The organism is Acinetobacter sp. NPDC052428, assembly GCF_044547685.1.
Lineage (GTDB): Bacteria > Pseudomonadota > Gammaproteobacteria > Pseudomonadales > Moraxellaceae > Acinetobacter > Acinetobacter lwoffii_G.
Window position 1 is genome coordinate 83,778 of record NZ_JBIUAT010000005.1, and the last position, 22,955, is coordinate 106,732.

Annotated in this window: 19 protein-coding genes and 1 riboswitch; of the genes, 16 read left to right on the forward strand and 3 right to left on the reverse strand. The window is 45.2% G+C overall.

What is annotated here, in order from left to right; genetic code table 11:
- The first annotated feature begins 151 nt into the window (after positions 1 to 151).
- Both ftsZ and lpxC read left to right on the forward strand, forming a co-directional pair.
- Positions 152 to 1,345 carry a cell division protein FtsZ gene (ftsZ, locus tag ACIG3F_RS05455; protein ID WP_004647240.1) on the forward strand — a complete coding sequence of 398 codons (1,194 nt, stop codon included), beginning with the start codon at positions 152 to 154 and terminating at the stop codon, positions 1,343 to 1,345.
- A gap of 126 nt (positions 1,346 to 1,471) precedes the next feature.
- The gene (gene lpxC / locus ACIG3F_RS05460) at positions 1,472 to 2,374 is read left to right on the forward strand and encodes a UDP-3-O-acyl-N-acetylglucosamine deacetylase (protein ID WP_219308044.1); all 903 of its coding nucleotides are present in this window, start codon (positions 1,472 to 1,474) and stop codon (positions 2,372 to 2,374) included.
- Positions 2,375 to 2,473: 99 nt separating this feature from the next.
- Here the strand turns inward: lpxC and ACIG3F_RS05465 are convergent, their stop codons facing one another.
- Positions 2,474 to 2,914 (reverse strand): DciA family protein, encoded by a 441-nt coding sequence (locus ACIG3F_RS05465; RefSeq protein WP_278356764.1) that lies wholly within the window; start codon positions 2,912 to 2,914, stop codon positions 2,474 to 2,476.
- 107 nt (positions 2,915 to 3,021) lie between these two features.
- On the opposite strand from ACIG3F_RS05465, the gene ACIG3F_RS05470 reads away from it, so the two are divergent.
- From ACIG3F_RS05470 to recJ, 10 genes are all read left to right on the forward strand, one after another.
- Positions 3,022 to 3,705: a M23 family metallopeptidase gene (locus ACIG3F_RS05470; RefSeq protein ID WP_004281322.1), complete on the forward strand. Its 684-nt coding sequence runs from the start codon at positions 3,022 to 3,024 to the stop codon at positions 3,703 to 3,705.
- Between the two features lie 327 nt (positions 3,706 to 4,032).
- Entirely contained in the window at positions 4,033 to 6,735 is a 2,703-nt protein-coding gene (aceE, locus tag ACIG3F_RS05475; RefSeq protein WP_180180807.1) for a pyruvate dehydrogenase (acetyl-transferring), homodimeric type, read from the forward strand.
- A gap of 2 nt (positions 6,736 to 6,737) precedes the next feature.
- Entirely contained in the window at positions 6,738 to 8,738 is a 2,001-nt protein-coding gene (locus ACIG3F_RS05480) for a 2-oxo acid dehydrogenase subunit E2 (protein WP_278356763.1), read from the forward strand.
- 129 nt (positions 8,739 to 8,867) lie between these two features.
- Positions 8,868 to 9,008, forward strand: a riboswitch (yybP-ykoY riboswitch).
- A 73-nt stretch (positions 9,009 to 9,081) separates the two neighbouring features.
- Positions 9,082 to 9,657 carry a TMEM165/GDT1 family protein gene (locus ACIG3F_RS05485; protein WP_278356762.1) on the forward strand — a complete coding sequence of 192 codons (576 nt, stop codon included), beginning with the start codon at positions 9,082 to 9,084 and terminating at the stop codon, positions 9,655 to 9,657.
- 182 nt (positions 9,658 to 9,839) lie between these two features.
- Positions 9,840 to 10,637: an MBL fold metallo-hydrolase gene (locus ACIG3F_RS05490; RefSeq protein WP_396469539.1), complete on the forward strand. Its 798-nt coding sequence runs from the start codon at positions 9,840 to 9,842 to the stop codon at positions 10,635 to 10,637.
- Between the two features lie 97 nt (positions 10,638 to 10,734).
- Positions 10,735 to 11,100, forward strand: coding sequence for a YkgJ family cysteine cluster protein (locus tag ACIG3F_RS05495; RefSeq protein ID WP_080591854.1), 366 nt, complete (start codon positions 10,735 to 10,737; stop codon positions 11,098 to 11,100).
- 225 nt (positions 11,101 to 11,325) lie between these two features.
- Complete coding sequence (gene guaB, locus ACIG3F_RS05500; RefSeq protein WP_064102609.1) at positions 11,326 to 12,792, forward strand: IMP dehydrogenase; 1,467 nt, start codon at positions 11,326 to 11,328, stop codon at positions 12,790 to 12,792.
- Between the two features lie 123 nt (positions 12,793 to 12,915).
- Complete coding sequence (gene glmM / locus ACIG3F_RS05505; protein ID WP_144724154.1) at positions 12,916 to 14,247, forward strand: phosphoglucosamine mutase; 1,332 nt, start codon at positions 12,916 to 12,918, stop codon at positions 14,245 to 14,247.
- Positions 14,248 to 14,261: 14 nt separating this feature from the next.
- Complete coding sequence (pdxH, locus tag ACIG3F_RS05510; RefSeq protein ID WP_004647249.1) at positions 14,262 to 14,918, forward strand: pyridoxamine 5'-phosphate oxidase; 657 nt, start codon at positions 14,262 to 14,264, stop codon at positions 14,916 to 14,918.
- Positions 14,919 to 14,920: 2 nt separating this feature from the next.
- Complete coding sequence (recJ, locus tag ACIG3F_RS05515) at positions 14,921 to 16,621, forward strand: single-stranded-DNA-specific exonuclease RecJ (protein WP_396469540.1); 1,701 nt, start codon at positions 14,921 to 14,923, stop codon at positions 16,619 to 16,621.
- Positions 16,622 to 16,674: 53 nt separating this feature from the next.
- Here the strand turns inward: recJ and ACIG3F_RS05520 are convergent, their stop codons facing one another.
- Together ACIG3F_RS05520 and ACIG3F_RS05525 are read right to left on the reverse strand one after the other, a co-directional pair.
- Positions 16,675 to 17,412 (reverse strand): putative porin, encoded by a 738-nt coding sequence (locus tag ACIG3F_RS05520; RefSeq protein ID WP_004281339.1) that lies wholly within the window; start codon positions 17,410 to 17,412, stop codon positions 16,675 to 16,677.
- Positions 17,413 to 17,587: 175 nt separating this feature from the next.
- Positions 17,588 to 18,367, reverse strand: coding sequence for a putative porin (locus ACIG3F_RS05525; RefSeq protein WP_004729179.1), 780 nt, complete (start codon positions 18,365 to 18,367; stop codon positions 17,588 to 17,590).
- A 500-nt stretch (positions 18,368 to 18,867) separates the two neighbouring features.
- Here ACIG3F_RS05525 and prfB point away from each other — a divergent pair.
- From prfB to ACIG3F_RS05545, 4 genes are all read left to right on the forward strand, one after another.
- Positions 18,868 to 19,963 (forward strand): peptide chain release factor 2 gene (prfB, locus tag ACIG3F_RS05530; RefSeq protein ID WP_396469541.1). Its coding sequence is split into 2 segments (ribosomal slippage): positions 18,868 to 18,939 and positions 18,941 to 19,963, totalling 1,095 coding nucleotides; the frame shifts between segments, so codons are not numbered across the junction.
- Between the two features lie 146 nt (positions 19,964 to 20,109).
- Positions 20,110 to 20,409 (forward strand): helix-turn-helix transcriptional regulator, encoded by a 300-nt coding sequence (locus ACIG3F_RS05535; RefSeq protein WP_034170237.1) that lies wholly within the window; start codon positions 20,110 to 20,112, stop codon positions 20,407 to 20,409.
- A 15-nt stretch (positions 20,410 to 20,424) separates the two neighbouring features.
- Entirely contained in the window at positions 20,425 to 21,510 is a 1,086-nt protein-coding gene (locus ACIG3F_RS05540) for an alkene reductase (protein WP_396469542.1), read from the forward strand.
- Positions 21,511 to 21,593: 83 nt separating this feature from the next.
- Entirely contained in the window at positions 21,594 to 22,874 is a 1,281-nt protein-coding gene (locus ACIG3F_RS05545; protein ID WP_396469543.1) for a 3-deoxy-D-manno-octulosonic acid transferase, read from the forward strand.
- Positions 22,875 to 22,955 lie beyond the last annotated feature (81 nt).

The window sequence follows — 22,955 nt, forward strand, 5'->3', positions numbered from 1 at the left end:
TTATTGTGAATATTGTTGGGAAGATGTAGTTAATCGGGCTTGTACTTGACAAGTGAACGCATGAGCAGCATTCTTAAAAACAATTTTATTAAGATTAAGGCAGTATACGGGCTTAGTGACTGCCAATTATGAATTAGGAATTTTATAGGTCATGGCCTCATTTGAATTTTTCGAAGACGATCATAGCGATAGCAATGGTCAAGCCCGTTTCACTGTGTTTGGTGTAGGTGGTGCGGGTGGTAATGCTGTACAACATATGTTGCAGTCCGATATCCAGGGCGTAAAGTTTGTTTGTGCCAATACGGACAAGCAGGCATTGGATCGCATGGAAGCCGAATTTAAAATTCAGCTGGGCGAGCAAAGTACCCGTGGTCTGGGTGCAGGTGCAAATCCGCAAGTCGGCCAGACCGCAGCAGAAGAAAGCCGTGAACTGATCCGCCAGCAGCTTGAAGGGACCGATATGGTCTTTGTTACTGCGGGTATGGGCGGTGGTACCGGTACCGGTGCAGCGCCAGTCGTGGCTGAAATTGCGAAAGAAATGGGTATCCTGACCGTTGGTGTCGTGACCACGCCATTTAACTTTGAAGGTAAGCGCCGTCTACAGTCTGCTGAAAAAGGCATCGAAGCCCTTGAGCAGCATGTAGACTCATTGATCATCATTCCAAACCAGCGTTTATTGAAAGTCTTCCGTGATATTTCAATGAAAGATGCATATAAAAAAGCGGATGATGTTCTACTGAATGCAGTACGCAGTATTTTTGATTTAGTCGTCCGTCCTGGCCATATCAACCTTGACTTTGCTGACTTGAAAACAGCCATGAGCACACGTGGTTATGCCATGATGGGTGTGGGTCTGGGTCGTGGTGAGAACCGTGCACGTCAGGCTGCTGAGCAGGCGATCCGCAGTCCATTACTCGACAACGTGACTATCATGAATGCCAAAGGTATTCTGATCAACGTGACCGGTGGTGATGATGTGACTTTCGGTGAAATTGAAGAAATTACCGATGTTGTGAACCAGATTGTCGATTTAGATGAGGGTCAGGTGTTCTACGGTACCGTTTTTGATCCGGATGCGCGTGATGAAATCAGCGTGACTGTGATTGCAACGGGTCTCACCCGTCATGCAGCGGATTCAGTTGAACCGACCAAACGTACCAATGTACAGGCAACTCGTCCAGCAGCAGCTGCACAGGCTGTGGTGGAAGATGATGATGTACCGGCAATTCAGCGTCAGCAGCATGAAACAGGTGCAGCAGCGAATCCAGCAGCAGCTTCAGTTTCTAGCCCGCGCCCAACGCCAATGAGCATTCAGGATTATCTTAAGAATCAACAGCGTAAATAACATGTAACATCATGTGTTTAGATGGATTAGACAGGAAAGGTGGCTTTTAAGCCACCTTTTTGTTTTTTATCAATGGCCAAATATGCTAACGTATAGCGGTTTTATAGATGAACAGATGATAAAAGCATGTTGAAACAACGTACCCTGAAACGTGTCGTGAAAGCGAGCGGAATCGGTCTTCACAGTGGGCAAAAAGTCATGATTAACTTTGTGCCGCACCATGCCGATGGGGGAATTGTGTTTCGTCGTATAGACCTGACTCCGCCGGTGGACATTCCTGCTGATGCCATGCTGATTCAGGAAGCCTTTATGTGCTCAAACCTGGTTCAGGAAAATGCCAAAGTAGGCACCATTGAACATGTCATGAGTGCGATCGCTGGTCTGGGCATTGATAACCTGATTATTGAAGTATCGGCTTCTGAAGTCCCGATTATGGATGGCAGTGCAGGTCCGTTTATTTACCTGCTCATGCAGGGCGGTTTGCAAGAGCTGGATGCCGCTAAAAAATTCGTCAAGATTATTAAACCGGTTGAAGCGCTGATTGATGACAAGCGTGCCATTTTTAGCCCACATGAGGGCTTTCAGCTGAATTTCACCATTGATTTTGATCATCCTGCCTTTAAAAAAGAACATCAGTCCGCCAGCATCGATTTTTCTACTGAAACCTTCGTTTATGAAGTCAGTGAAGCGCGTACCTTTGGCTTTATGAAAGATCTGGATTATCTCAAAGCCAATAATTTGGCACTAGGTGCCAGTCTGGAAAATGCCATTGGTGTAGATGAAACTGGGGTCGTTAATGAAGAAGGTTTGCGTTTCTCGGACGAATTTGTACGTCATAAAATTCTGGATGCTGTGGGTGATTTATACTTGCTCGGACATCAGATTATTGCCAAATTTGATGGTTACAAATCTGGACATGCCTTGAATAATCAACTTTTACGCAATGTGAAAAGTGATCCAAGCTGCTATGAAATTGTAACATTTGATGACGAAGCCAATTGTCCAATCATGTATGTGAATGTGACATAAGTCATTGTGTTTGTGTCTTTATGTTTTTGTTATTGCTTTAATACTGTGATACACATCACATAATGTTTGCTTTTTAATTTATTACATTTGATTGCTATGTTACTTTTTATTGCTTGCCAAACGTAGTAAAGCTTGGCTAAGCTTAGGGTCGCTTATAAAGTCAGCAGCACTACGAAGTAATTCCTGTGTTTCTGCATTTAAGGCTCTTTCAGGTGTTGGTGAAACAGGTGATGTTTGCGAAGGATTCCGCAAGCAAACTTGAAGTTTAGTGAGATCTGTTAATTCATTTATTTGAGAGAGTTGTGAAATGTATTGCTTTTGAAGATAGGCCAATTGACTGATCATGGCCTGGTTTTCACCGGTAATCGTTAACACACCATTTTGATAGCAGACAACTTGCCAGCGTTCCGGTTGGGGCAATAACGGTTGTACGAGTTTCGTAAGTTTCTGCCAGGCAGCGACTTGTGATGAGAGAAACGAAAAGTTTCCTGTTTTTATCTGTTTTCTTGTTTGTTGAAAAACGTTGACAGGTTCCGACATACATGATTCCTACATATTTATGTCTTAATCTTATGCGCTTCTTTTAGTGGATATCAAGGATAGAGATCTTCAAGGAACTCGATTAAAGCAGTTTAGAGAGGTTTTTTATGCATATGCGACGTATTTTGTTGGCATTTTCTTTATCAGTTTCAGCGGCTTCGGTTGCGTTCGCAGATTTAGTCAATCTAAATCAAGAAAATGGTTCAACAGATCGTATCGAGCAATTGACGCGTACTCTGGCACAGGGTGCATATACTCATCCAGATGATATCGATATTCCAGCACAGACTAAATTGAATGTTCAACTTCGTGAGAAACCAGTTGAACTGAACAATCGAACGCTTGCTCAGAAGTATGCCAATACTTCATCCAATAAAGCGGCAGCAAACAGTGCTTATTCTTGGCTAATTTCTCATCCTTTACCTAATTCTCGCGTAAGTTCAAATTACGGTGGCCGTACCATGAGTGGCCGTGCTGAAAATCATTCAGGCCTTGATCTTGCAGCGCCAAGTGGTACACCAATCTATGCAACAGGTCCAGGAATTGTGACCAAATCAGGTTGGGGCACAGGTTATGGTCAATACGTTGAAATCAATCATGGCAATGGCTATTTAACGCGCTATGCCCATGCTTCACGTCTTATTGCACGTGTGGGAGAGCAGGTGCAAGCAGGTGATCATATTGCCAACGTTGGCTGTACTGGTCGCTGTACCGGTCCACACTTACATTATGAAGTAGTAAAAGACGGTCAACGTAAAAACCCATCTACTTATTTGGCCATGTTACCTTAAGTATAGACCTGAATAACAAGAAGCATCTCTATACATAAAAACCTCCAATAAGCATTTTAAAGCGTTTAAACTGCAGGCTCTTCAAGTCAACTTGAAGGGCTTTTTGTTTTATCACTTTTAAGTCTCATATTATCACCAACTATTATAATGATTGTATAATAAATCGCCTTTATTGACTATTTTTTGTTATGTAGTGTAATTATACGTCACCCATCATTTAGTTCCTAAATAGTACTGCTAAATCGCATTCAGCTAAGGCCATACCTGCAGAGGTCTTAAATATGGTACATATAAGACATTAGATTAGGCTTTTAGGAACTGTAGATTATGGCGTTTTATGGCGATACAGACGCGCAAGAAACCCAAGAATGGCAAGATGCATTTGACTCTGTTTTGCAGCACATGGGCACTGAGCGTGCAGCATTTTTGTTAGAAAAACTTTATCAACGCGCAATTGCAAAGCATGTTCCTATTCAGCGTTTAAATACTCCCTACTTAAATACGATTTCTGTTGAAGAACAGCCTGCAATGCCAGGCGACCAGGACATGGAGCGCCGTATTCGCGCGCTGATCCGCTGGAATGCCTTGGCAATGGTATTACGCGCGAATAAAACCGGTGACGATCTCGGTGGTCACCTAGCGAGTTTTGCTTCTTCCGCAACCCTTTATGATGTGGGCTTTAACCACTTCTTCCGTGCCAATAGCGATAGCTTTGGCGGCGACATGATCTATTATCAAGGTCACTGTGCACCGGGTATTTACGCGCGTTCATTTTTAGAAGGCCGTTTGACTGAAGAGCATCTGAATAATTTCCGTCGTGAAGTAGGCGGTAAAGGTCTGCCATCTTATCCGCATCCTTATTTGATGCCGGACTACTGGCAGTTCCCGACCGTATCGATGGGTCTGGGTCCAATCATGTCGATTTATCAGGCACATATCCAAAAGTACCTGATGAACCGTGGCCTGATTAAAGAAGAAGATCGTAAGGTTTGGGCTTATCTGGGTGATGGTGAGATGGACGAGCCGGAAAGCTTGGGTGCAATTTCTCTGGCAGGTCGCGAAAAGCTCGACAACCTGATTTGGGTAGTGAACTGTAACTTGCAACGTCTGGATGGTCCGGTACGTGGTAATGGCAAGATCATTCAGGAACTTGAGTCATTATTCCGCGGCGCAGGCTGGCGTGTGATTAAAGTTGTGTGGGGCCGTCATTGGGATCCACTACTGGATAAAGATAAATCCGGTGCACTGAAAGCAGTGATGGAAGAAGCAGTTGATGGCGATTTCCAGCGTTACCAGGTAAAAGGTGGTGCTTACGCGCGTGAAAAGTTCTTCGGCAAATATCCAGAAGCAGCTGAGTTGGTTAAAGACTTAAGCGACGAAGATATTGATAATCTGAACCGCGGTGGTCACGACCCGTACAAAGTCTTTGCTGCTTATGCCGAAGCATGTACGGCCAAAGGTCAGCCGACCGTGATTCTGGCAAAAACCGTGAAAGGTTATGGTTTGTCGGAAGAAATCGAAGCAGTCAACAAAACTCACCAAATCAAGAAGATGCAAATCAATTCTTTGAAATACGTGCGTGACCGTTTCAACCTTCCTTTCACTGATGAACAGCTTGAAGAAGTACCGTTCTACCGTCCAAGCGAAAATTCCCCTGAATTGAAATATATGAAGGCGCGTCGTGAGGCGCTAGGTGGCTACCTGCCTGCACGTCGTAAGGAAAGCGAACAGCTGGCGATTCCTGGACTTTCAGTATTTGATTCGGTCTTGGCCGGTTCAAATGGTAAAGAACAATCCACCACAATGGTGATGGTGCGTTTAATCTCTGCACTTCTTAAAGAGAAAGCGATTAAAGACCGCGTTGTTCCAATTGTTCCAGATGAAGCCCGTACTTTCGGTCTGGAAGGTATGTTCCGTCAGCTCGGTATTTATGCCGCGCATGGCCAGAAATATACTCCGGAAGACCAAGAACAGCTGATGCATTACCGTGAAGCCAAAGACGGTCACATGTTGCAGGAAGGGATTAACGAAGCCGGTGCGATGAGTGCATGGGCAGCGTTGGCGACCAGTTATTCAACCAATAACCTGCCAATGATTCCGATGTACATGTACTACTCGATGTTTGGTTTCCAGCGTATTGGTGATATTGCCTGGGCAGCCGGCGATGCACAGGCACAAGGCTTCTTGCTGGGTGCAACTGCGGGTCGTACGACACTGAACGGTGAAGGCTTACAGCATCAGGATGGTCACTCACACATCTTGGCCAATACCATTCCAAACTGTGTCTCTTATGACCCATGTTTCGGTTATGAATTGGCAGTGATCGTGCATGACGGTTTACAGCGTATGTATGTGAACCAGGAACGTGTGTTCTATTACCTGACCGTGATGAACGAAAACTACGAGCATCCGGAAATGCCAAAAGGTGTTGAAGAAGGCATTAAGCGTGGTATGTACTTACTGGAAGAAGATGAAAAAGCCACTGTTCAGTTACTGGGCTCAGGTGTAATCCTGCGTGAAGTGATCAAGGCGGCGAAGATTCTGCGTGAAGAATATCAAATTCATTCAAATGTCTACAGCGTGACCAGCTTCAATGAACTGGCACGTGACGGTATGGCATGTGAAGAATACAACCGCTTGCATCCGCTGGCTGAAGACGTAAAAGAAGCATGGGTATCGAAACAGCTTCGCGGTACTGAAGGTATCGTAGTGTCTGCAACCGATCATATGCGTGCTTATAGCGAACAGATTCGTGCTTATCTTCCAGATGGCCGTCCATTCGTAGCATTGGGTACTGACGGTTATGGCCGTTCAGATACACGTGCCAACTTGCGTAGTTACTTCGGTGTTGATGCTGCCCATATTGTGGTGGCAACTTTGAAAAAACTGGCAGATGAAGGTGAAGTTGATGCGCGCCTGGTAAAAGATGCGATCTCGACTTTCGAGCTTGATACAGATCGTCCAGTGGCTTGGGCACCGCAGGAAACCCCATGTGTACATGCTGTTGCTGACTACAAAGAGGAGAACTAAGCATGCAAATTACGACTCCTGATATTGGTGTAGATAAGGCAACAGTGGCCGAAATTCTGGTCAAAGTCGGTGATACGATTGCGATTGATGACAGCATTGTGTTACTTGAATCTGATAAAGCCTCTGTTGAAGTGCCTAGCACTTCAGCAGGCGTGGTAAAAAGCATTCTGGTCAGCCAGGGTGATGAAGTCACTGAAGGCGCGGTACTGATTGAGCTACAGGCTGAAGACGGCAGCACGGATGTAGTAGAGTCACAGCGAGCAGATGCCTCTGAAAAAACTTCAGAAAATACCCCGACCTCATTGCCGGATCAGGAAATCATGCAGGAAATCGCTTCACATCAGCCTAAAGCTTCTGCTGCTCCTGAGGCTCAAGCAAGCTCACAAGTGGTTGATGTTCAAATCCCTGATATTGGTGTAGAAAAAGCCACTGTCGGTGAAATTCTGGTTTCTGTCGGTGATGAAATCGAGGTAGATCAAAGTATCGTAGTGGTGGAATCAGATAAGGCAACTGTTGAAGTGCCAAGTACGGTTTCAGGTACGGTGGAATCCATCCAGATTAAAGAAGGCGACACGATCAAAGAAGGTGTGGTCATTCTGAAAGTGAAAACGGCTGTTTCGGCAGCGTCAGCACAGACAGAAGCATCTCAAGCACCAGTTGCTCAAGCGGCAACCCAAGAGAAAGCAGTTGAAGCACCACAAACGCCAGCAGCACCTGCAGGTGATGTTGAAATTGCTGTGCCTGACTTGGGTGTAGACAAGGCGGCTGTGGCTGAAATTCTGGTTCAGGTCGGAGATACGGTTGAAAAAGATCAGAGCATCATCGTGGTAGAATCAGATAAAGCCACTGTTGAAGTGCCAAGCACTACAGCTGGCGTGATTAAAGCCATTCATGTTGAGCTGGGTCAAAATGTCTCTCAAGGTCTTGCACTGGTGACAATTGAAGCTGAAGCACAAGCTGCTCCTGTTGCAGCCAAAGCAGAAGCACCGAAAGCGCCTGCTGCAAAAGCAGCACCAGCACCTGCTGCATCTTCTACTCAAACAGTCGCGACATCGGATAATGCCGACAAATTGACCAGAGAGCAGAATGTCGCTAACTCGAAAGTCTATGCCGGTCCTGCTGTGCGCAAACTGGCACGTGAACTGGGCGTCGTGTTGGCAGACGTTAAAGCATCTGGCCCACATGCGCGCGTCATGAAAGAAGACCTGAAAGCGTATGTCAAAATGCGTCTTACTACGCCACAGGCGGCTCCTGTAGCCGCTGCTGCTCAAGTCGCAGGTCTACCAAAGCTGCCAGATTTTAGCGCTTTTGGTGGTGTGGAAGAGAAAGCCTTAACGCGTTTGCAACAAGTGTCTATTCCACAGTTGTCGCTGAATAATTTCATTCCCCAAGTGACCCAGTTTGATGCAGCAGATATTACTGAACTCGAAGCATGGCGTAATGAACTGAAAGGCAACTTCAAGAAAGAAGGCCTGAGCCTGACCATTATGGCATTCATCATCAAAGCAGTTGCGCACTTGTTAAAAGAAGAGCGTGAGTTTGCTGGTCACTTGGCCGATGATGGCAAGTCAGTATTGCTACGTAATGAGATCCATATGGGTATCGCGGTCGCAACGCCAGATGGTTTGACCGTGCCTGTACTGCGTCATCCAGATCAGAAGTCCATTAAACAGATTGCCACTGAGCTGGGAACCCTGGGTCAAAAAGCGCGTGACAAGAAATTGTCGCCGAAAGATCTGCAAGGTGCGAACTTCACTATCACTAGCCTGGGTTCAATCGGTGGTACAGCATTTACGCCATTGGTGAACTGGCCGCAAGTGGCAATTCTGGGTATTTCACCTGCAACCATGCAGCCGGTCTGGAATGGTGAAGGCTTTGATCCACGTTTGATGCTGCCGCTTTCATTGTCATATGATCATCGTGTGATCAATGGCGCAGATGCTGCACGTTTCACTAACAAGCTGACCAAGTTGCTCAAAGATATCCGTACTTTATTGATCTAAAAAATCATGTATATGCCCTCTATTTTTTTCCTCTGGGAGAAATACAAAGAGGGTGTAAAGAGAAAAACCCTGCTTCGGCAGGGTTTTTTGCTGCTGCATTGAAAAATAATCGATTTGATTCTATACTTGGCGCACTTCATTGGGGAGTAGCCGCCTTTTGCGCAAAGCAGAAGGGTGATGGTCAACATATTTGCTCAACAGAGCATGGTCATCATAGCAAAGAACCAAGTCAGCTTTTCCAAGCTTTCTTTTGTTGGCAAGACCTTTGATTTACCACTCTGCAGATTTTGGCTAGCAGGAGCGGTGAGTCATTGGTATTGGATGCTAGCCAGAGAAAAACCTCATGTATGAATTCCTACTGTCGACTGCAATCGTAGCGCTGGCTGAAATGGGTGATAAAACCCAACTGCTGGCTTTGCTGCTTGCCGCACGTTTTCGTAAACCTGTTCCTATTTTAGTTGCTATTTTATTGGCGACGCTGATTAACCACGGCCTTTCTGCAGTATTGGGACAATGGGTGACCACGGTGATCGGGTCGGAGGTGCTGCTGTGGATCGTCTCGATTGGCTTTATCGCAATGGCTGTCTGGATGTTGATTCCGGATGAGCTCGGGGATGAAAATGCCAGTATCAATAAATGGCAAAAATTCGGGGTCTTTGGTGCGACCTTTATTTTATTCTTTCTGGCAGAAATTGGTGACAAAACCCAGATTGCTACGGTCGCATTGGCAGCACGTTTCGATAGCGTCTTCTGGGTGATGCTCGGTACTACTTTGGGCATGATGCTGGCCAATGCACCTGCAGTATTTTTAGGAGATAAGTTGGCGAACAGACTCCCGATTAGCCTGATTCATAAAATTGGTGCGGCGATTTTCCTGGTGATTGGTGTCGCGACACTGGCTCAACATTATTTCTTTTAAAAATAAAATAAGAATTGTATTAATCCTGAGCTAAAAATTCAGGATTTTTTATGGTTAAAATTCTCTCAAAATATTGATAAATAGTGTGACATGGCTAGTTTTATTGATTGTAAGTTTGATTAATTCCTTATATTTTATAGGGGTATAAAAACGTTATTTTTATTATAAATTGGGGAATTTACATGGCTTTTGAACGCACCACATCGCAGGTTCTGTTTGATAACGGGACACATAAGTGCATCAGTTTTACCAGTCTGGTCAAAGGTGAAGGCGTTCAGGCAAACCAGTTTCTGATCATTGATCATGAGCGCGCAGCAGTACTTGATCCGGGTGGTGATTTAACCTATGTGCCGCTGACCATGGAACTGAATAAATACACCCGTTTGACCCATCTGGATTATGTCATGGCCTCGCACCAGGACCCGGATATCATCACCTCGATGCCGCGCTGGCTGGTCTATACGGAGGCCAAAGTGGTGGCATCCAAGCTGTGGGCGCGCTTCTTGCCGCACTTAAACTCGGCCTTTATGAGTGACCGGATGAAAGGTAACTGGTTAGATCGATTGGTGGAGCTTCCGGATCATGGTCAAATCATCCCGTTGGGTCAATCACACATTGTGGCGGTGCCGGCGCATTTTCTGCATTCGGTGGGGAATTTCCAGTTTTATGATCCGATTGCCAAAATCCTGTTTTCAGGTGATATGGGTGCGTCCATGGTTGAAGATGCCGCCAAGCCACTAGAAAACTTTGCCGCGCATATCCCAAAAATGAAAAGCTTCCATCAACGCTATATGTGCAATAACAAGGTGATTCGTCTTTGGGTGAAAATGGTACGCAGCATGGAAATCGAGATGATTGTGCCGCAACATGGCACACCATTTATCGGTAAAGAGCAGATCACCCAGTTTCTGGACTGGATTGAAACATTGGAATGCGGCACTGACCTGATGGATGAAACGGTTTTTACCTGTCCTGAATAGTTCACACAAAAAATAATTTTTTTCTTGTGTGGAAAAACAACATTTTTTATATTTCTTCTCCAAAAAACTTTTTTTTGATGACGAGAACTTATAAGAAATGTTGTCTCAAGTTCCAAAACCGGATGCGTGTTTAAGCTGCGGGGCGTGCTGCGCCTATTTCAGGGTTTCGTTCTATTGGGCTGAAGGTATTCATATGCCTGAGCACTATACCGAACCTGTGACAGCAGTCTATTCATGTATGGCTGGAACCAATCAAAAAAATCCACGCTGTATCGCACTTGATGGTACCATCGGCCAGCAGGTCAGCTGCGGCATGTATGAACAGCGCAGTTCATCCTGCAAAGAAGTGCAGATTGCCGATGAGCAATGCAATAAGGCACGTATTGCACACAATATGTTGCCCTTTGTCCAGATTGAAACTGATGAAGCCGACAATGATGACAGTTTTGAATATGTCAGCTAAATCCATCCAAAGCAGAGCTTAGGCTCTGCTTTTCACTTCATTAAAATGATCGGGGTATATTTTAAAATAGGGAACTTCATGATCGGACGTATTATTGATACTGTTTTAGCACCCACATAGATCTGCGTGTACGAAGCTTGAATAAAAAAATAATTTTGCAATTGCAATGAAATTTAAGCCGATATTTGTTTATAATAGTGCACGGAAATTACCAGTGAGACTGTTATGTTGACCATCGTTCAAGACGCGTTAACCTTCGATGATGTCCTATTACTCCCTGCCTATTCTACTGTTCTTCCAAAAGATGTCTCCCTAAAGACACGTTTAACTCGTGGCATTAACCTGAATATTCCTCTTGTGTCTGCAGCAATGGATACGGTGACTGAGTCCCGTATGGCGATTGCAATGGCGCAAAATGGCGGTATCGGTATTTTGCACAAGAACATGGATATCGCTGTTCAGGCTGCAGAAGTGCGCCGTGTGAAAAAATTCGAAGCGGGTATGGTCAAAGACCCGATTACAGTGACTCCTGAAACCACAGTACGTGAACTGATTGCGCTGACTCAAGCCAACAATATCAGTGGTGTGCCCGTTGTGAAAGACGGCAAAGTGGTGGGTATCGTGACCGGTCGTGATACACGCTTTGAAACCAATCTTGAGCAGCCAGTCAGCAATATCATGACTGGTCAGGATCGTCTGGTGACGGTTCGTGAAGGCGAATCGAAAGAAAACATTCAAGCCTTATTGCAACAGCATCGTATTGAAAAAGTACTGGTGGTCAATGATCAGCAAGAGCTGAAAGGCTTGATTACGGTAACCGATTTCCGTAAAGCTGAATTGTATCCAAACAGCTGTAAAGATGATCTGGGTCGTCTGCGTGTTGGTGCTGCTGTCGGTACCGGTGCAGAAACGCCAAGTCGCGTAGAAGCCTTGGTTGATGCAGGTGTAGATGTGATTGTAGTCGATACTGCACACGGTCATTCTGCGGGTGTGATCGAGCGTGTACGTTGGGTGAAAGCCAACTATCCACAAGTTCAGGTGATTGGCGGTAACATCGCAACAGGTGATGCTGCATTGGCGTTACTTGATGCAGGTGCGGATGCCGTTAAAGTTGGTATTGGTCCTGGCTCAATCTGTACCACACGTATTGTAGCTGGTATTGGCATGCCGCAAATCTCTGCCATCGATAGCGTAGCTTCTGCACTTAAAGATCAGATTCCATTGATTGCGGATGGTGGTATTCGTTTCTCTGGTGATATGGCCAAAGCGATTGGCGCCGGTGCGAGCACCATTATGGTCGGTTCATTAATGGCAGGTACTGAAGAAGCGCCTGGCGAAGTTGAATTTTTCCAGGGCCGCTACTACAAAGCTTATCGTGGTATGGGTTCATTGGGCGCGATGGCGGGTGCCACAGGTTCTGCTGACCGTTACTTCCAGGATTCCAAGGCCGGTGCCGAGAAGCTGGTTCCAGAAGGTATTGAAGGTCGCGTACCGTACAAAGGTCCAATGGGTAATATCGTACATCAGATGATGGGTGGCCTACGTTCTTCGATGGGTTATACCGGTTCTGCGACGATTGAAGACCTGCGTCAAAATGCCAAGTTTGTAAAAATCACTTCTGCCGGTATGTCGGAATCACATGTACATGATGTGACGATTACCAAAGAAGCACCCAACTATCGTGTGGGTTAATCTCCCGTGATTTAAAATTTGAAAAAGCCGTCATGCAAATGACGGCTTTTTTATTTTGGTGTAAAGTGTGGCACAAGGAAAAAAATGGGTGATATCAATCATCCGCGAAGAAGTGAGATAAAGATGAGTTATTTTGGTACAGACGGTATCCGTGGAAAGTTTGGCGAATTGCCGATTACCCCTGAGTTTGCCCTGAAACTGGGATTTGCAGCCGGAAAAGTTTTAAAACGTCATAGCAAAAAATCCAAACCGCTGGTGGTTTTAGGTAAAGACACCCGTTTGTCTGGCTATATTCTGGAAGCGGCCTTGCAGGCAGGTTTAAATGCTGCCGGTGTGTATGTTCATCTCTTGGGTCCATTACCGACACCAGCGATTGCCCATCTGACTCGTGCCCTACATGCCAGCTTGGGAATCGTCATTTCTGCGTCACATAATCCTTACTTTGACAATGGGATCAAGTTCTTTTCTGCGGAAGGCAAGAAATTGCCAGATGCTATACAAGAAGAAATTAATCAAGAACTTGATAAAGAAATGGTCATTGAGGATACTGCGAATCTGGGTAAAAGTGTCCGGGTCAAAGATGCCAACGGCCGTTATATTGAATTCTGTAAATCGACGTTCCCATATCACCTGGATCTGAATGATTTAACTATCGTGGTGGATTGTGCCAATGGCGCGGCCTATAACGTCGGACCTGCGGTGTTCCGTGAACTGGGTGCCAAGGTCATTGCCATTCATGATGAACCGACCGGTTTAAATATTAATGATAATTGCGGTTCAACCCATCCTGAAAGCTTGCAACAGGCAGTACTTGAGCATAAAGCGGATCTGGGGGTTGCGTTTGATGGCGATGCCGACCGTGTGGTCTTGGTGGATCAATACGGTAAACTGATTGATGGCGACCATATACTGTATATCTTGGCAACTCAAAGCTCGAAAAAACCGGCTGGAATTGTGGGTACCTTAATGAGCAACATGGCACTGGAACTAGCGCTAGAAAAAGCGCAAGTACCCTTATTGCGTGCCAAAGTGGGCGACCGTTATGTATTGCAGGGTCTGGAAGAAAATGGCTGGACCATTGGTGGTGAGCCTTCAGGCCACATTCTGACTTTGGACAAGAGCACCACAGGCGATGCAATTATTGCAGCATTGCAGGTCTTAACGGTGATGGTGGAACAGAAAAAAGCCCTACATGAACTGGTAGCTGACTTTAAACTGCTACCAAATGTCCTGGTCAATGTACGTTTAGATGCCATGTTTGATCCTTATTCAGTGCCGGCACTGGCAGCTGAATTTGAAAAAGCCGAACAGCAGCTGAAAGGCCGTGGCCGTTTGTTGATTCGCAAATCAGGCACAGAACCAGTCATTCGTGTGATGGTCGAAGGCGATGATCTGGCTGAAGTCACCACACTTGCAAACAGCCTGGCAGATGCTGTGCGTGCCAATGCCGCTTAACAGGAACATAGATGATGAGTGATCTGATCAAGGATCTGAGTGAACTACGCCTGAATTATGAAAAAGGCGAGTTACAGGAACAGCAAGTCAATCCGAATCCACATATGCAGTTCCTGCAATGGTTTAACCATGCACTGGAAGCAAAATTGCATGAACCCTATGCCATGTCTTTGGCAACAGCCAATGCACAAGGTCGTCCGCACGTGCGTACGGTATTGCTACGTGGAGCGACTGAAGCGGGTTATGACTTTTATACCAACTATGATAGTCAAAAAGGTCTGGATCTGGCTGAAAATCCTTATGCCGAACTGTTGTTGTACTGGCAGGATCAGGAGCGCCAGATTCGTATTTCAGGTCGTGTAAAGAAAATATCGGAAGAAGAATCGACCGATTATTATCATAAACGTCCACGAGAAAGCCAGATTGCCGCGCATATCAGTACCCCGCAAAGTGGCGTCGTGGCCAGTCGTGAGGAATTGCAGCAACGTTTTTGGGATTTGCATACCCAGGTCGCGAATCAGCAACAGTTGGACAAGCCGGTATTCTGGGGCGGTTATCGTCTAGAACCCGATTATTATGAATTCTGGCAGGGTCGTCCCAACCGTTTGCATGACCGTTTAAGTTATCGCAAAACCGATGCCGGCTGGACTTTAGAGCGCTTAATGCCATAACCATGCAAAAACTGGAAATCAAACAACGTCCATTGCTGACACGCCCTGAAAATTTACCGGGCGTCCCTGCATTTTTGGCCGAGATTCTGGCTCGTCGTGGGGTGGAATCCGAGCAGGAACTTGAGCTCAAGCTGAAGCATTTGCTGGCACCGACCATGAAAGGCTTGCCTGAAGCGATTCAACTGATCGATCAGGCGATTGATCATGGCCAGAAAATCGTGATTGTCGGCGATTATGATGCCGATGGCGCGACCAGTACTGCACTCATGGTGCTGGCACTGCGCGATATGGGCGCCAATGTTGAATATCTGGTACCAGACCGTTTTAAATATGGGTATGGATTGACGCCCGCAATTGCAGATCTGGCCTTTGTCAATTTCACGCCTGATTTACTGCTTACCGTGGACAATGGCATTTCCAGCCATGACGGAGTCAAACAGGCACAAGATCATGGCATGCAGGTGATCATTACCGATCATCATCTAACGACCAAGTCGACACCAAAAGCCGAAGCGGTGGTTAATCCGAATCAGCTCGGTTGCGATTTCCCGAGCAAGGCCTTGGCCGGGGTGGGGGTGGCATTTTATGTGCTGGCCAATCTGTCGACCCATCGCAAGAAACTTGGAAAATCCTCTACGGTAATTACCAATTATCTTGATCTGGTGGCACTCGGTACTTATGCCGATGTCGCGAGTCTGGACTATAACAACCGGATTCTGGTCGATGCAGGGTTGAAACGGATCCAGCAAGGGTTATGCCGAGCAGGAATCAGTGCGCTACTTGATATTGCAAAGCGTGATCCTGCTGGTCTGAAAGCTCAAGATTTGGGCTTTGTTTTAGGCCCACGGATTAACGCGGCTGGACGCATGGAAACCATGGATATCGGGATCGAATGTTTGCTGGCTCCTGATCTGACAACTGCTTATCCACTGGCTGAACAGCTGAATCAGCTCAATGTCGAACGCCGTCAGGTGGAAGGTAAAATCAAGCAGGAAGCCTTGCTTGAGCTGGATAAAATCCAGTGGGATGCCACTGAACTACCTGCTGCGTTGATCATGTTTGAACCGCATTGGCATCAGGGAGTGATCGGGATTGTAGCAGGGCGTTTAAAAGAGCAGTTCCATCGTCCGAGTATTGTTTTTGCCGCGGATCAGGATGGGATTCATATCAAAGGTTCGGCGCGTTCGATTGAAGGTATTCATATTCGTGATGCGATTGAACAGGTGGCAGAGCAATATCCCCATTTAGTCAGTCATTTTGGCGGCCATGCCGCAGCGGCAGGTTTAACCCTGAAAAAAGAAAATTTTGCAGAGTTTAAGCAGGTCTTTGAAGCGCTGATTGCTGCGATGGATGAGGATTTATTCACTGCGACTTTATGGACCGATGGCGCACTGCCAGATTCTGCTTTTCACATTGAAACAGTCGATTTATTGCAGAATTTAAGTCCATGGGGACAAAAATTTCCACAACCGATTTTTGATGGTGTGTTCAAAATCATGGACTATCGTTGGCTCAAAGATGTGCATCTTAAATTACGTGTGGCATTGGAGAATGGGCAGGTCGTGGATGCAATCGCCTTCAATGCAGCGGATAAATATGACTTTGATCCGATGAAAGATACGCGTTTGGTTTATGAGCTGGATAAGAATGTCTTTAATGGTAATGTCAGCTTGCAAATGCGGATTATCCATTTGGAACAATAGGCCATAAAAAAAACCGCTCGGGTGAGCGGTTTTTTTGCTTTTAATCGGAGAGATTAGAAGCGGTATGCACCACGTACGCCAAAGATATCAGCATTATCAGCAAAATTAATCGAACCTTCTAAGCTAACTTGTTGGTTAAAGAATTTTTTGGCACGAATAGTAAAAACATCATTACCTTCTAGGTCTGAGTCAGAGAATCCTAAGCCAACACTGAAAGTTTTGTCTAGATATAAATCTGCACCTAGGTTATAAGCATCGATATCACCGAAACTTGCACCACCTTCGAAGTTCATATCGTATTGACCGACTTGCGTTACATATTTGGCACGTAAAGTTGGATCAATTTCATCGTCTGCATTGTCTTCAGAAATACCTACAAGACCAAGTGCTACTAATAAGCCAGGAACAGGTAAATAACCCGCTTCAGCAGCGTAACCAGTTATGTCACCAGCATCATTATCAAAATGAGCAATGTTACCACTTAAATAAAAGTCTGAATTTGGAACAAAATACTCAATACCAGCACCAATGCCAAACGTGTCTGAATCATCTTGATAGCTTAATACACCATTCACATTGCTGGCACGGTTTAAGAATGCAGCTTCATTCAAAGGTGAATTTTTGACTTGGACCGAGTTGAAGTAGTAAGTCCCATCGATAGCAAAACCTACATCCGAACCACCTTGGTCATGATCAAGAAGATCAATAGAAGCCCCAACTTCAGTTTGATAAGCGTGTGCAGTTCCCAGGCCAGCAAGAAGCGCTGTAGCAAGAGCAAGTTTCTTAAGCATTTAGATTTCTCTCTTTGTTATAAAAATATGACTGTTTGATGAACAGTTGTAACAAATTGTACAGTTTATATTCGCCCCGTCAATCTGCAAAAATACCTAAATGCTTGTTAAGAGTGCAATAAAAAAACCCATCCGAGGATGGGTTTTCTATGAATGACTAATTTTTGGTTTTAGATTAGAAGCGGTACTTCGCTGCTACACCAAAGGTATTGTAGTCATTGTTAAACTGTTCACCAAAGCCGACACGGCCTTCTAAGCTCACTTGCTGGTTAATGAACTTACGTGCATTGATACCAAATTCGCTCTTGTCGGTAATATCATTGTTGTGATAATCAGCACCGACACTCAAGGTTTTGTCGATGAAATAATCTGCTGCCAGATTGTATTCATCTAAATCACCAAACGCTGCACCTGCTTCCAGGTTGATGTCTTTACCGTTGCTAAGTGTAGTGACATATTTAGCACGCAATGTTGGATCTACGCCATCATCATTGTCGTTATCCCAACCTTTTACACCCGCCGCAATCAATAGACCTGGCGCTGGCAGATAACCGACTTCAGCTGCATAGGTGGTTAAATCATTTTCTACATCATCATTGTCTTGCAGATCATGGCCATTGACGTTACCGCTTAAGTAGAAGTCAGAATTCGGTACGAAGTACTCTGCACCTACGCCATAACGATGCGCTTCAGAATCACCAATTTCATTATATTGATATTGCGCACTCACGTTGCTAGCACGATCAAGGAATGCTGCTTCTGCTAATGGTGCATTACGTGTTTGAACTGGATTGAAGTAATATGTACCATCAACGCCGAAAGAACCGCTAGTTCCACCGTTGTCAGGATCAAACACTCCTGCTGATGCACCAATTTCTGCTTGGTAAGCATGTGCTGCTGTACCAGTCATTGCTATTGCTGAAAGTAGTGCCGAAGCAATCGCTAATTTTTTCATGGTTACTACCCCTCAAATCGTGAGTTAAAAACATTACACTTTTTGTTACAACTTTCAGTCTAGAGCAATTCCAAAGATCGTCAATCAAAGGAAAGTTACAGTAATGTGAATAGCGTAATCTTGTGTAATTTTTGCTGAACAAGTGACTGAATAATAAAATTAAATTTATAATGTAGTGTTTTATTAAAAGTGTGTAGATATTGTGGAATCTATTGAATTTGCTGATTTTTTATACAGACCAATAAGAAATCCTAAATTATAAAATCAATTGCAAAATTATATTTCGGTCATAAAACGGGGCTAAAAAGCCGATAAAAATTTCGGATAAAAAGACGCAAAAGAGTCTATGAGATGTTGAAAATTGGATGAGGGAAATACAGGTCTAAATGCTCAAGACATTCGAGCCTTAGACTGAATGGATCGTTAAAATAGCGGAAATAGACTGTGCTATAATATCGGGCTAAGAATTTTGTGCCTAATTTTGATTGAGAGTAATTCACGTGGAAATTAATCCGTATCTAAACCAATTAAAAGACTTAAACGAACGTGGTCAAACACTACGGGGGTATCTTTGACTACGATCTGAAAAAAGAGCGTTTAGAAGAAGTCCTGCGTGAATTAGAAGATCCAACCATCTGGAATGACCAGAGTCGTGCTCAAGCAATGGCCAAAGAAAAAGGCGAGCTTGAAAACGTATTAAATGTGCTGGATGGCTTAAGTACCCAGCTTGAAGATGCACAGGCTTTGCTTGATCTGGCGGTTGAAGCGGATGATGAAAGCTTGCTAGAAGACGTACAGGCTGAACTGAGCACGGCTGAAGAAGAACTGGCCAAGCTTGAATTCCGCCGTATGTTCAATAATCCGATGGATCCAAATCCTTGCTATCTGGAAATTCAAGCTGGTTCAGGCGGTACAGAAGCACAGGACTGGGCGTCTATGTTGCTACGTATGTATCTACGCTGGATTGAACGTCATGGCTTTAAAGCAGAAGTGATGGAAGAATCTGATGGGGATGTTGCCGGGATTAAATCTGCGACGATTCGTGTGGAAGGTGAGTACGCCTATGGCTGGTTGCGTACCGAATCAGGCGTACACCGTTTAGTGCGTAAGTCACCATTTGACTCAGGTAACCGTCGTCATACCTCGTTCTCTGCCGTGTTTGTATCGCCTGAAGTTGATGACAATATTGAGATCGAAATTAATCCGTCCGATGTTCGTACCGATACCTACCGTGCGTCAGGCGCGGGTGGTCAGCACATTAACAAAACTGACTCTGCAGTGCGTTTAACCCATATTCCAACCGGTATTGTGGTGGCCTGTCAGAACCAGCGTTCACAACATGCCAACCGTGACCACGCCTGGAAGCAGTTACGTGCCAAACTTTATGAGCTCGAGATGAGCAAACGTAACGAAGCGGCACAGGCATTGGAAGATTCCAAGTCTGATATCGGCTGGGGTAGCCAGATCCGTTCTTATGTCCTTGATGATTCACGTATCAAGGATTTGCGTACAGGGGTAGAAAATTCCAATACTGGCGCAGTTCTGGACGGTGATCTGGACAAATTTATCGAAGCAAGCCTGAAACAGGGCCTGTAAGAAATCGTTTAAAAGCTGGCGTAACAAAGCTTTAACAGACTGTGACTCTTATATCTAAATTATTCGATATATAAATCGAAAAAATACGATATAATGATCGCAGATGCTGAATGAAGTTTCGTTGCGCCACTGATTGTGATGTGCCTATGGACCTTGATCTAATTTTTAAAGCCTTAGCCAATCCGACCCGTCGACAAATTCTGGAGTGGTTAAAATCTCCGGAGCAATATCTGTCTGCGGAAGAGTGTGGTGGCTTTCAACGTGGGGTCTGTGCAGGTCAAATTGAATGTTTGGGCCAGGTTTCCCAGTCCACCATGTCCAATCACCTGTCGGTGTTACAGCAGGCTGGCCTGATCACTGCGACCAAGCATGGACAGTGGTCATATTTCTCCCGCAATGAAACTTTGATTCAGCAATTTATCGAACACCTACAACAACACCTTTAACAGGTGGGAGTAACGATGGCTGAATTAAATTCTCCTTTAACGCTCGGTGCGTTAGAGCTTAAAAACCGTGTCATCATGGCGCCGTTGACCCGTAGCCGCGCAACTGCTGATCGCGTTCCAACCCCAATGATGGTTGAGTACTATGCGCAACGTGCAAGTGCTGGCCTGATCATTTCTGAAGCTACAGTGATTTCCGAAGAAGCCAATGGCTATTTGAATACCCCAGGACTGTTTACCGATGCTCAGGTCGAAGGCTGGAAAAAGGTCACTCAAGCGGTTCATGAGAAGGGCGGTCTGATTGTTGCCCAGCTTTGGCATGTTGGTCGTGTATCGCATCCGGATCTGTTAAATGGTGAAACACCAGTTTCTGCAAGTGCAGTACAACAGGCAGGTCATGTCAGCTTGTTACGTCCAAAACGTCCGTACGTTACGCCACGTCCTTTGGAAGTTTCTGAAATTCACGAGAATACCGAGCAATACAAGCAAGCTGCGATTCGTGCTAAAGAAGCCGGTTTTGACGGTGTTGAATTACATGCTGCCAATGGTTATCTGATTGACCAGTTCCTGCAAAGCAAAACCAATCAGCGTGAAGATGAATACGGCGGTTCAGTGGAAAACCGTACACGTTTCCTGCTAGAAGCAACTGATGCACTGATTGAAGTATGGGGTGCAGATCGTGTAGGAGTGCATTTTGCGCCGCGTTGTGATGACCATGACATGGGTGATAATGATCCACGTGAAACATTTGGCTATGCCATGGAGCAGCTGGGCAAGCGCAAGATTGCCTTCTTCTTTACCCGTGAATATCTGGCTGAAGACAGCATTTCCGAATATATGAAAGAGCGTTCTGGTGGAGTGCCTTATATTGCCAATATGCAACTAAGTCGTGAAGATGCGATTGAGCTGTTGGCAGCTGAAAAGGCAGATGCAGTCGCATTTGGTAAAGCCTACATTGCGAATCCTGATCTATACGAACGTCTGCTTCAGAATGCACCACTGAATGAGCTGAAAATGGAAAATATGATCGGCAGTCAGGTGGCTGAAGGTTATATTGATTATCCAACTTTGGCAGAAGTTAAGGTATTAAGTACCATAGAATAATTCGAAATAAGAGCCACATCGATTAACATGTCGATGTGGCTCTGCTATATTCTGCCCATTGAATCTTTGGACAGGGGCGCAATGTGGCCACTCCATTTTGGTATAACGCAGCCTTGGCGCTGGTTAAACCCTTATATCAATCGCGTATCCGTAAACGTGCGACCGATCCTGAACAATTACAACAAGAACTGACAGAACGTTTCGGCCCGTTTCAGCCACCCAAAAACCTGCATGCCATCTGGTTTCATGTGGTGTCGGTGGGTGAAACCAATGCTGCCCAACCGTTAATTGAACATTATTTAAAACTTGGCCATCCGGTGCTGGTCACCAATACCACCAAAACCGGTCAGGCACGCGCTAAATCACTTTTTTTAAAAGCGCCTTATCTCGATTTATTTCAAGCCGTCTATTTACCAGCTGACCAGAAAACTTTAATTCGTGAGTTTTATCAAAAATATCAGCCGAAACTCTTATTGTTGATGGAAACCGAACTTTGGCCGAATCTGCTGGATCAGGCGCTGAATTTTAAGATACCAACTGTATTGTTGAATGCCCGACTTTCTGAAAAATCTGCCAAAGGCTATGCCAAGGTCAAAGGTCTGACCCGTGGCATGCTGAAAAATTTAACTGGCCTTTTGGCACAGGATGCTGCTACCCAGCAGCGTTATATTCAGTTGGGAATCGCAGCCGAAAAAACCCAAGTTTTGGGCAATATCAAATTTGATATTGTTGCGCCCGAGCGCTTTATCCAGCAGGCAGATCAGTTGAAACAGGAATGGCAGTTAGGGGGGCGAAAGATCGTCACGTTAGCTAGTACTCATGCTCCTGAAGAAAAAGAAATTCTGAGTGCTTTAAAAGCTGCTTTAGAAGCTGATCCATATTTGGTCTGTATTGTGGTACCGCGCCATCCGGAACGTTTTGATGAGGTGTTCCAGGCTGCACAGTCTTTGGGATTGAAAATCCAGCGTCGTAGTCTAGGGCAACATATTGAAGCAGATACCCAGGTTTATCTGGCCGATTCAATGGGGGAAATGTGGCTCTGGTATGGCTTAAGTCAGGCCTGTTATGTCGGTGGTTCGTTGAATGAGCCGGGTGGTGGACATAATATTCTGGAGCCGATTGCGCTGAATGTGCCGACTATTTTAGGCAAAAACTATTTTAATTTTCAGACCATCGTGAATGAGTTTTTTCAGGCGGATGGAGTTGCAGTAGTACAGGATGCCCAGCAGGCTGCAGAGGTATTACTGGAACTTTTGCAAGATCCGCTCAAGGCGGAAAAGTTGAATGCAGCAGCGCAGCAAATTATGCAGTTAAATACGGGGTCACTTGCGAAGCATATTCAGGTGATTGATCAGTATCTTTAATTTATATTGATAAGTAACAGATATTGGATTTACCAAGACGGCAGGGAGGCCGTCGTTAGGCTGTGATACAGGGAAGTGTCA

Coding starts and splice junctions, on each gene's coding strand:
- ftsZ (WP_004647240.1), top strand. CDS start 152: ATGGCCTCATTTGAATTTTTCGAAGACGATCATAGCGATAGCAATGGT.
- lpxC (WP_219308044.1), top strand. CDS start 1,472: ATGTTGAAACAACGTACCCTGAAACGTGTCGTGAAAGCGAGCGGAATC.
- ACIG3F_RS05465 (WP_278356764.1), bottom strand. CDS start 2,914: ATGTCGGAACCTGTCAACGTTTTTCAACAAACAAGAAAACAGATAAAA.
- ACIG3F_RS05470 (WP_004281322.1), top strand. CDS start 3,022: ATGCATATGCGACGTATTTTGTTGGCATTTTCTTTATCAGTTTCAGCG.
- aceE (WP_180180807.1), top strand. CDS start 4,033: ATGGCGTTTTATGGCGATACAGACGCGCAAGAAACCCAAGAATGGCAA.
- ACIG3F_RS05480 (WP_278356763.1), top strand. CDS start 6,738: ATGCAAATTACGACTCCTGATATTGGTGTAGATAAGGCAACAGTGGCC.
- ACIG3F_RS05485 (WP_278356762.1), top strand. CDS start 9,082: ATGTATGAATTCCTACTGTCGACTGCAATCGTAGCGCTGGCTGAAATG.
- ACIG3F_RS05490 (WP_396469539.1), top strand. CDS start 9,840: ATGGCTTTTGAACGCACCACATCGCAGGTTCTGTTTGATAACGGGACA.
- ACIG3F_RS05495 (WP_080591854.1), top strand. CDS start 10,735: ATGTTGTCTCAAGTTCCAAAACCGGATGCGTGTTTAAGCTGCGGGGCG.
- guaB (WP_064102609.1), top strand. CDS start 11,326: ATGTTGACCATCGTTCAAGACGCGTTAACCTTCGATGATGTCCTATTA.
- glmM (WP_144724154.1), top strand. CDS start 12,916: ATGAGTTATTTTGGTACAGACGGTATCCGTGGAAAGTTTGGCGAATTG.
- pdxH (WP_004647249.1), top strand. CDS start 14,262: ATGAGTGATCTGATCAAGGATCTGAGTGAACTACGCCTGAATTATGAA.
- recJ (WP_396469540.1), top strand. CDS start 14,921: ATGCAAAAACTGGAAATCAAACAACGTCCATTGCTGACACGCCCTGAA.
- ACIG3F_RS05520 (WP_004281339.1), bottom strand. CDS start 17,412: ATGCTTAAGAAACTTGCTCTTGCTACAGCGCTTCTTGCTGGCCTGGGA.
- ACIG3F_RS05525 (WP_004729179.1), bottom strand. CDS start 18,367: ATGAAAAAATTAGCGATTGCTTCGGCACTACTTTCAGCAATAGCAATG.
- ACIG3F_RS05535 (WP_034170237.1), top strand. CDS start 20,110: ATGGACCTTGATCTAATTTTTAAAGCCTTAGCCAATCCGACCCGTCGA.
- ACIG3F_RS05540 (WP_396469542.1), top strand. CDS start 20,425: ATGGCTGAATTAAATTCTCCTTTAACGCTCGGTGCGTTAGAGCTTAAA.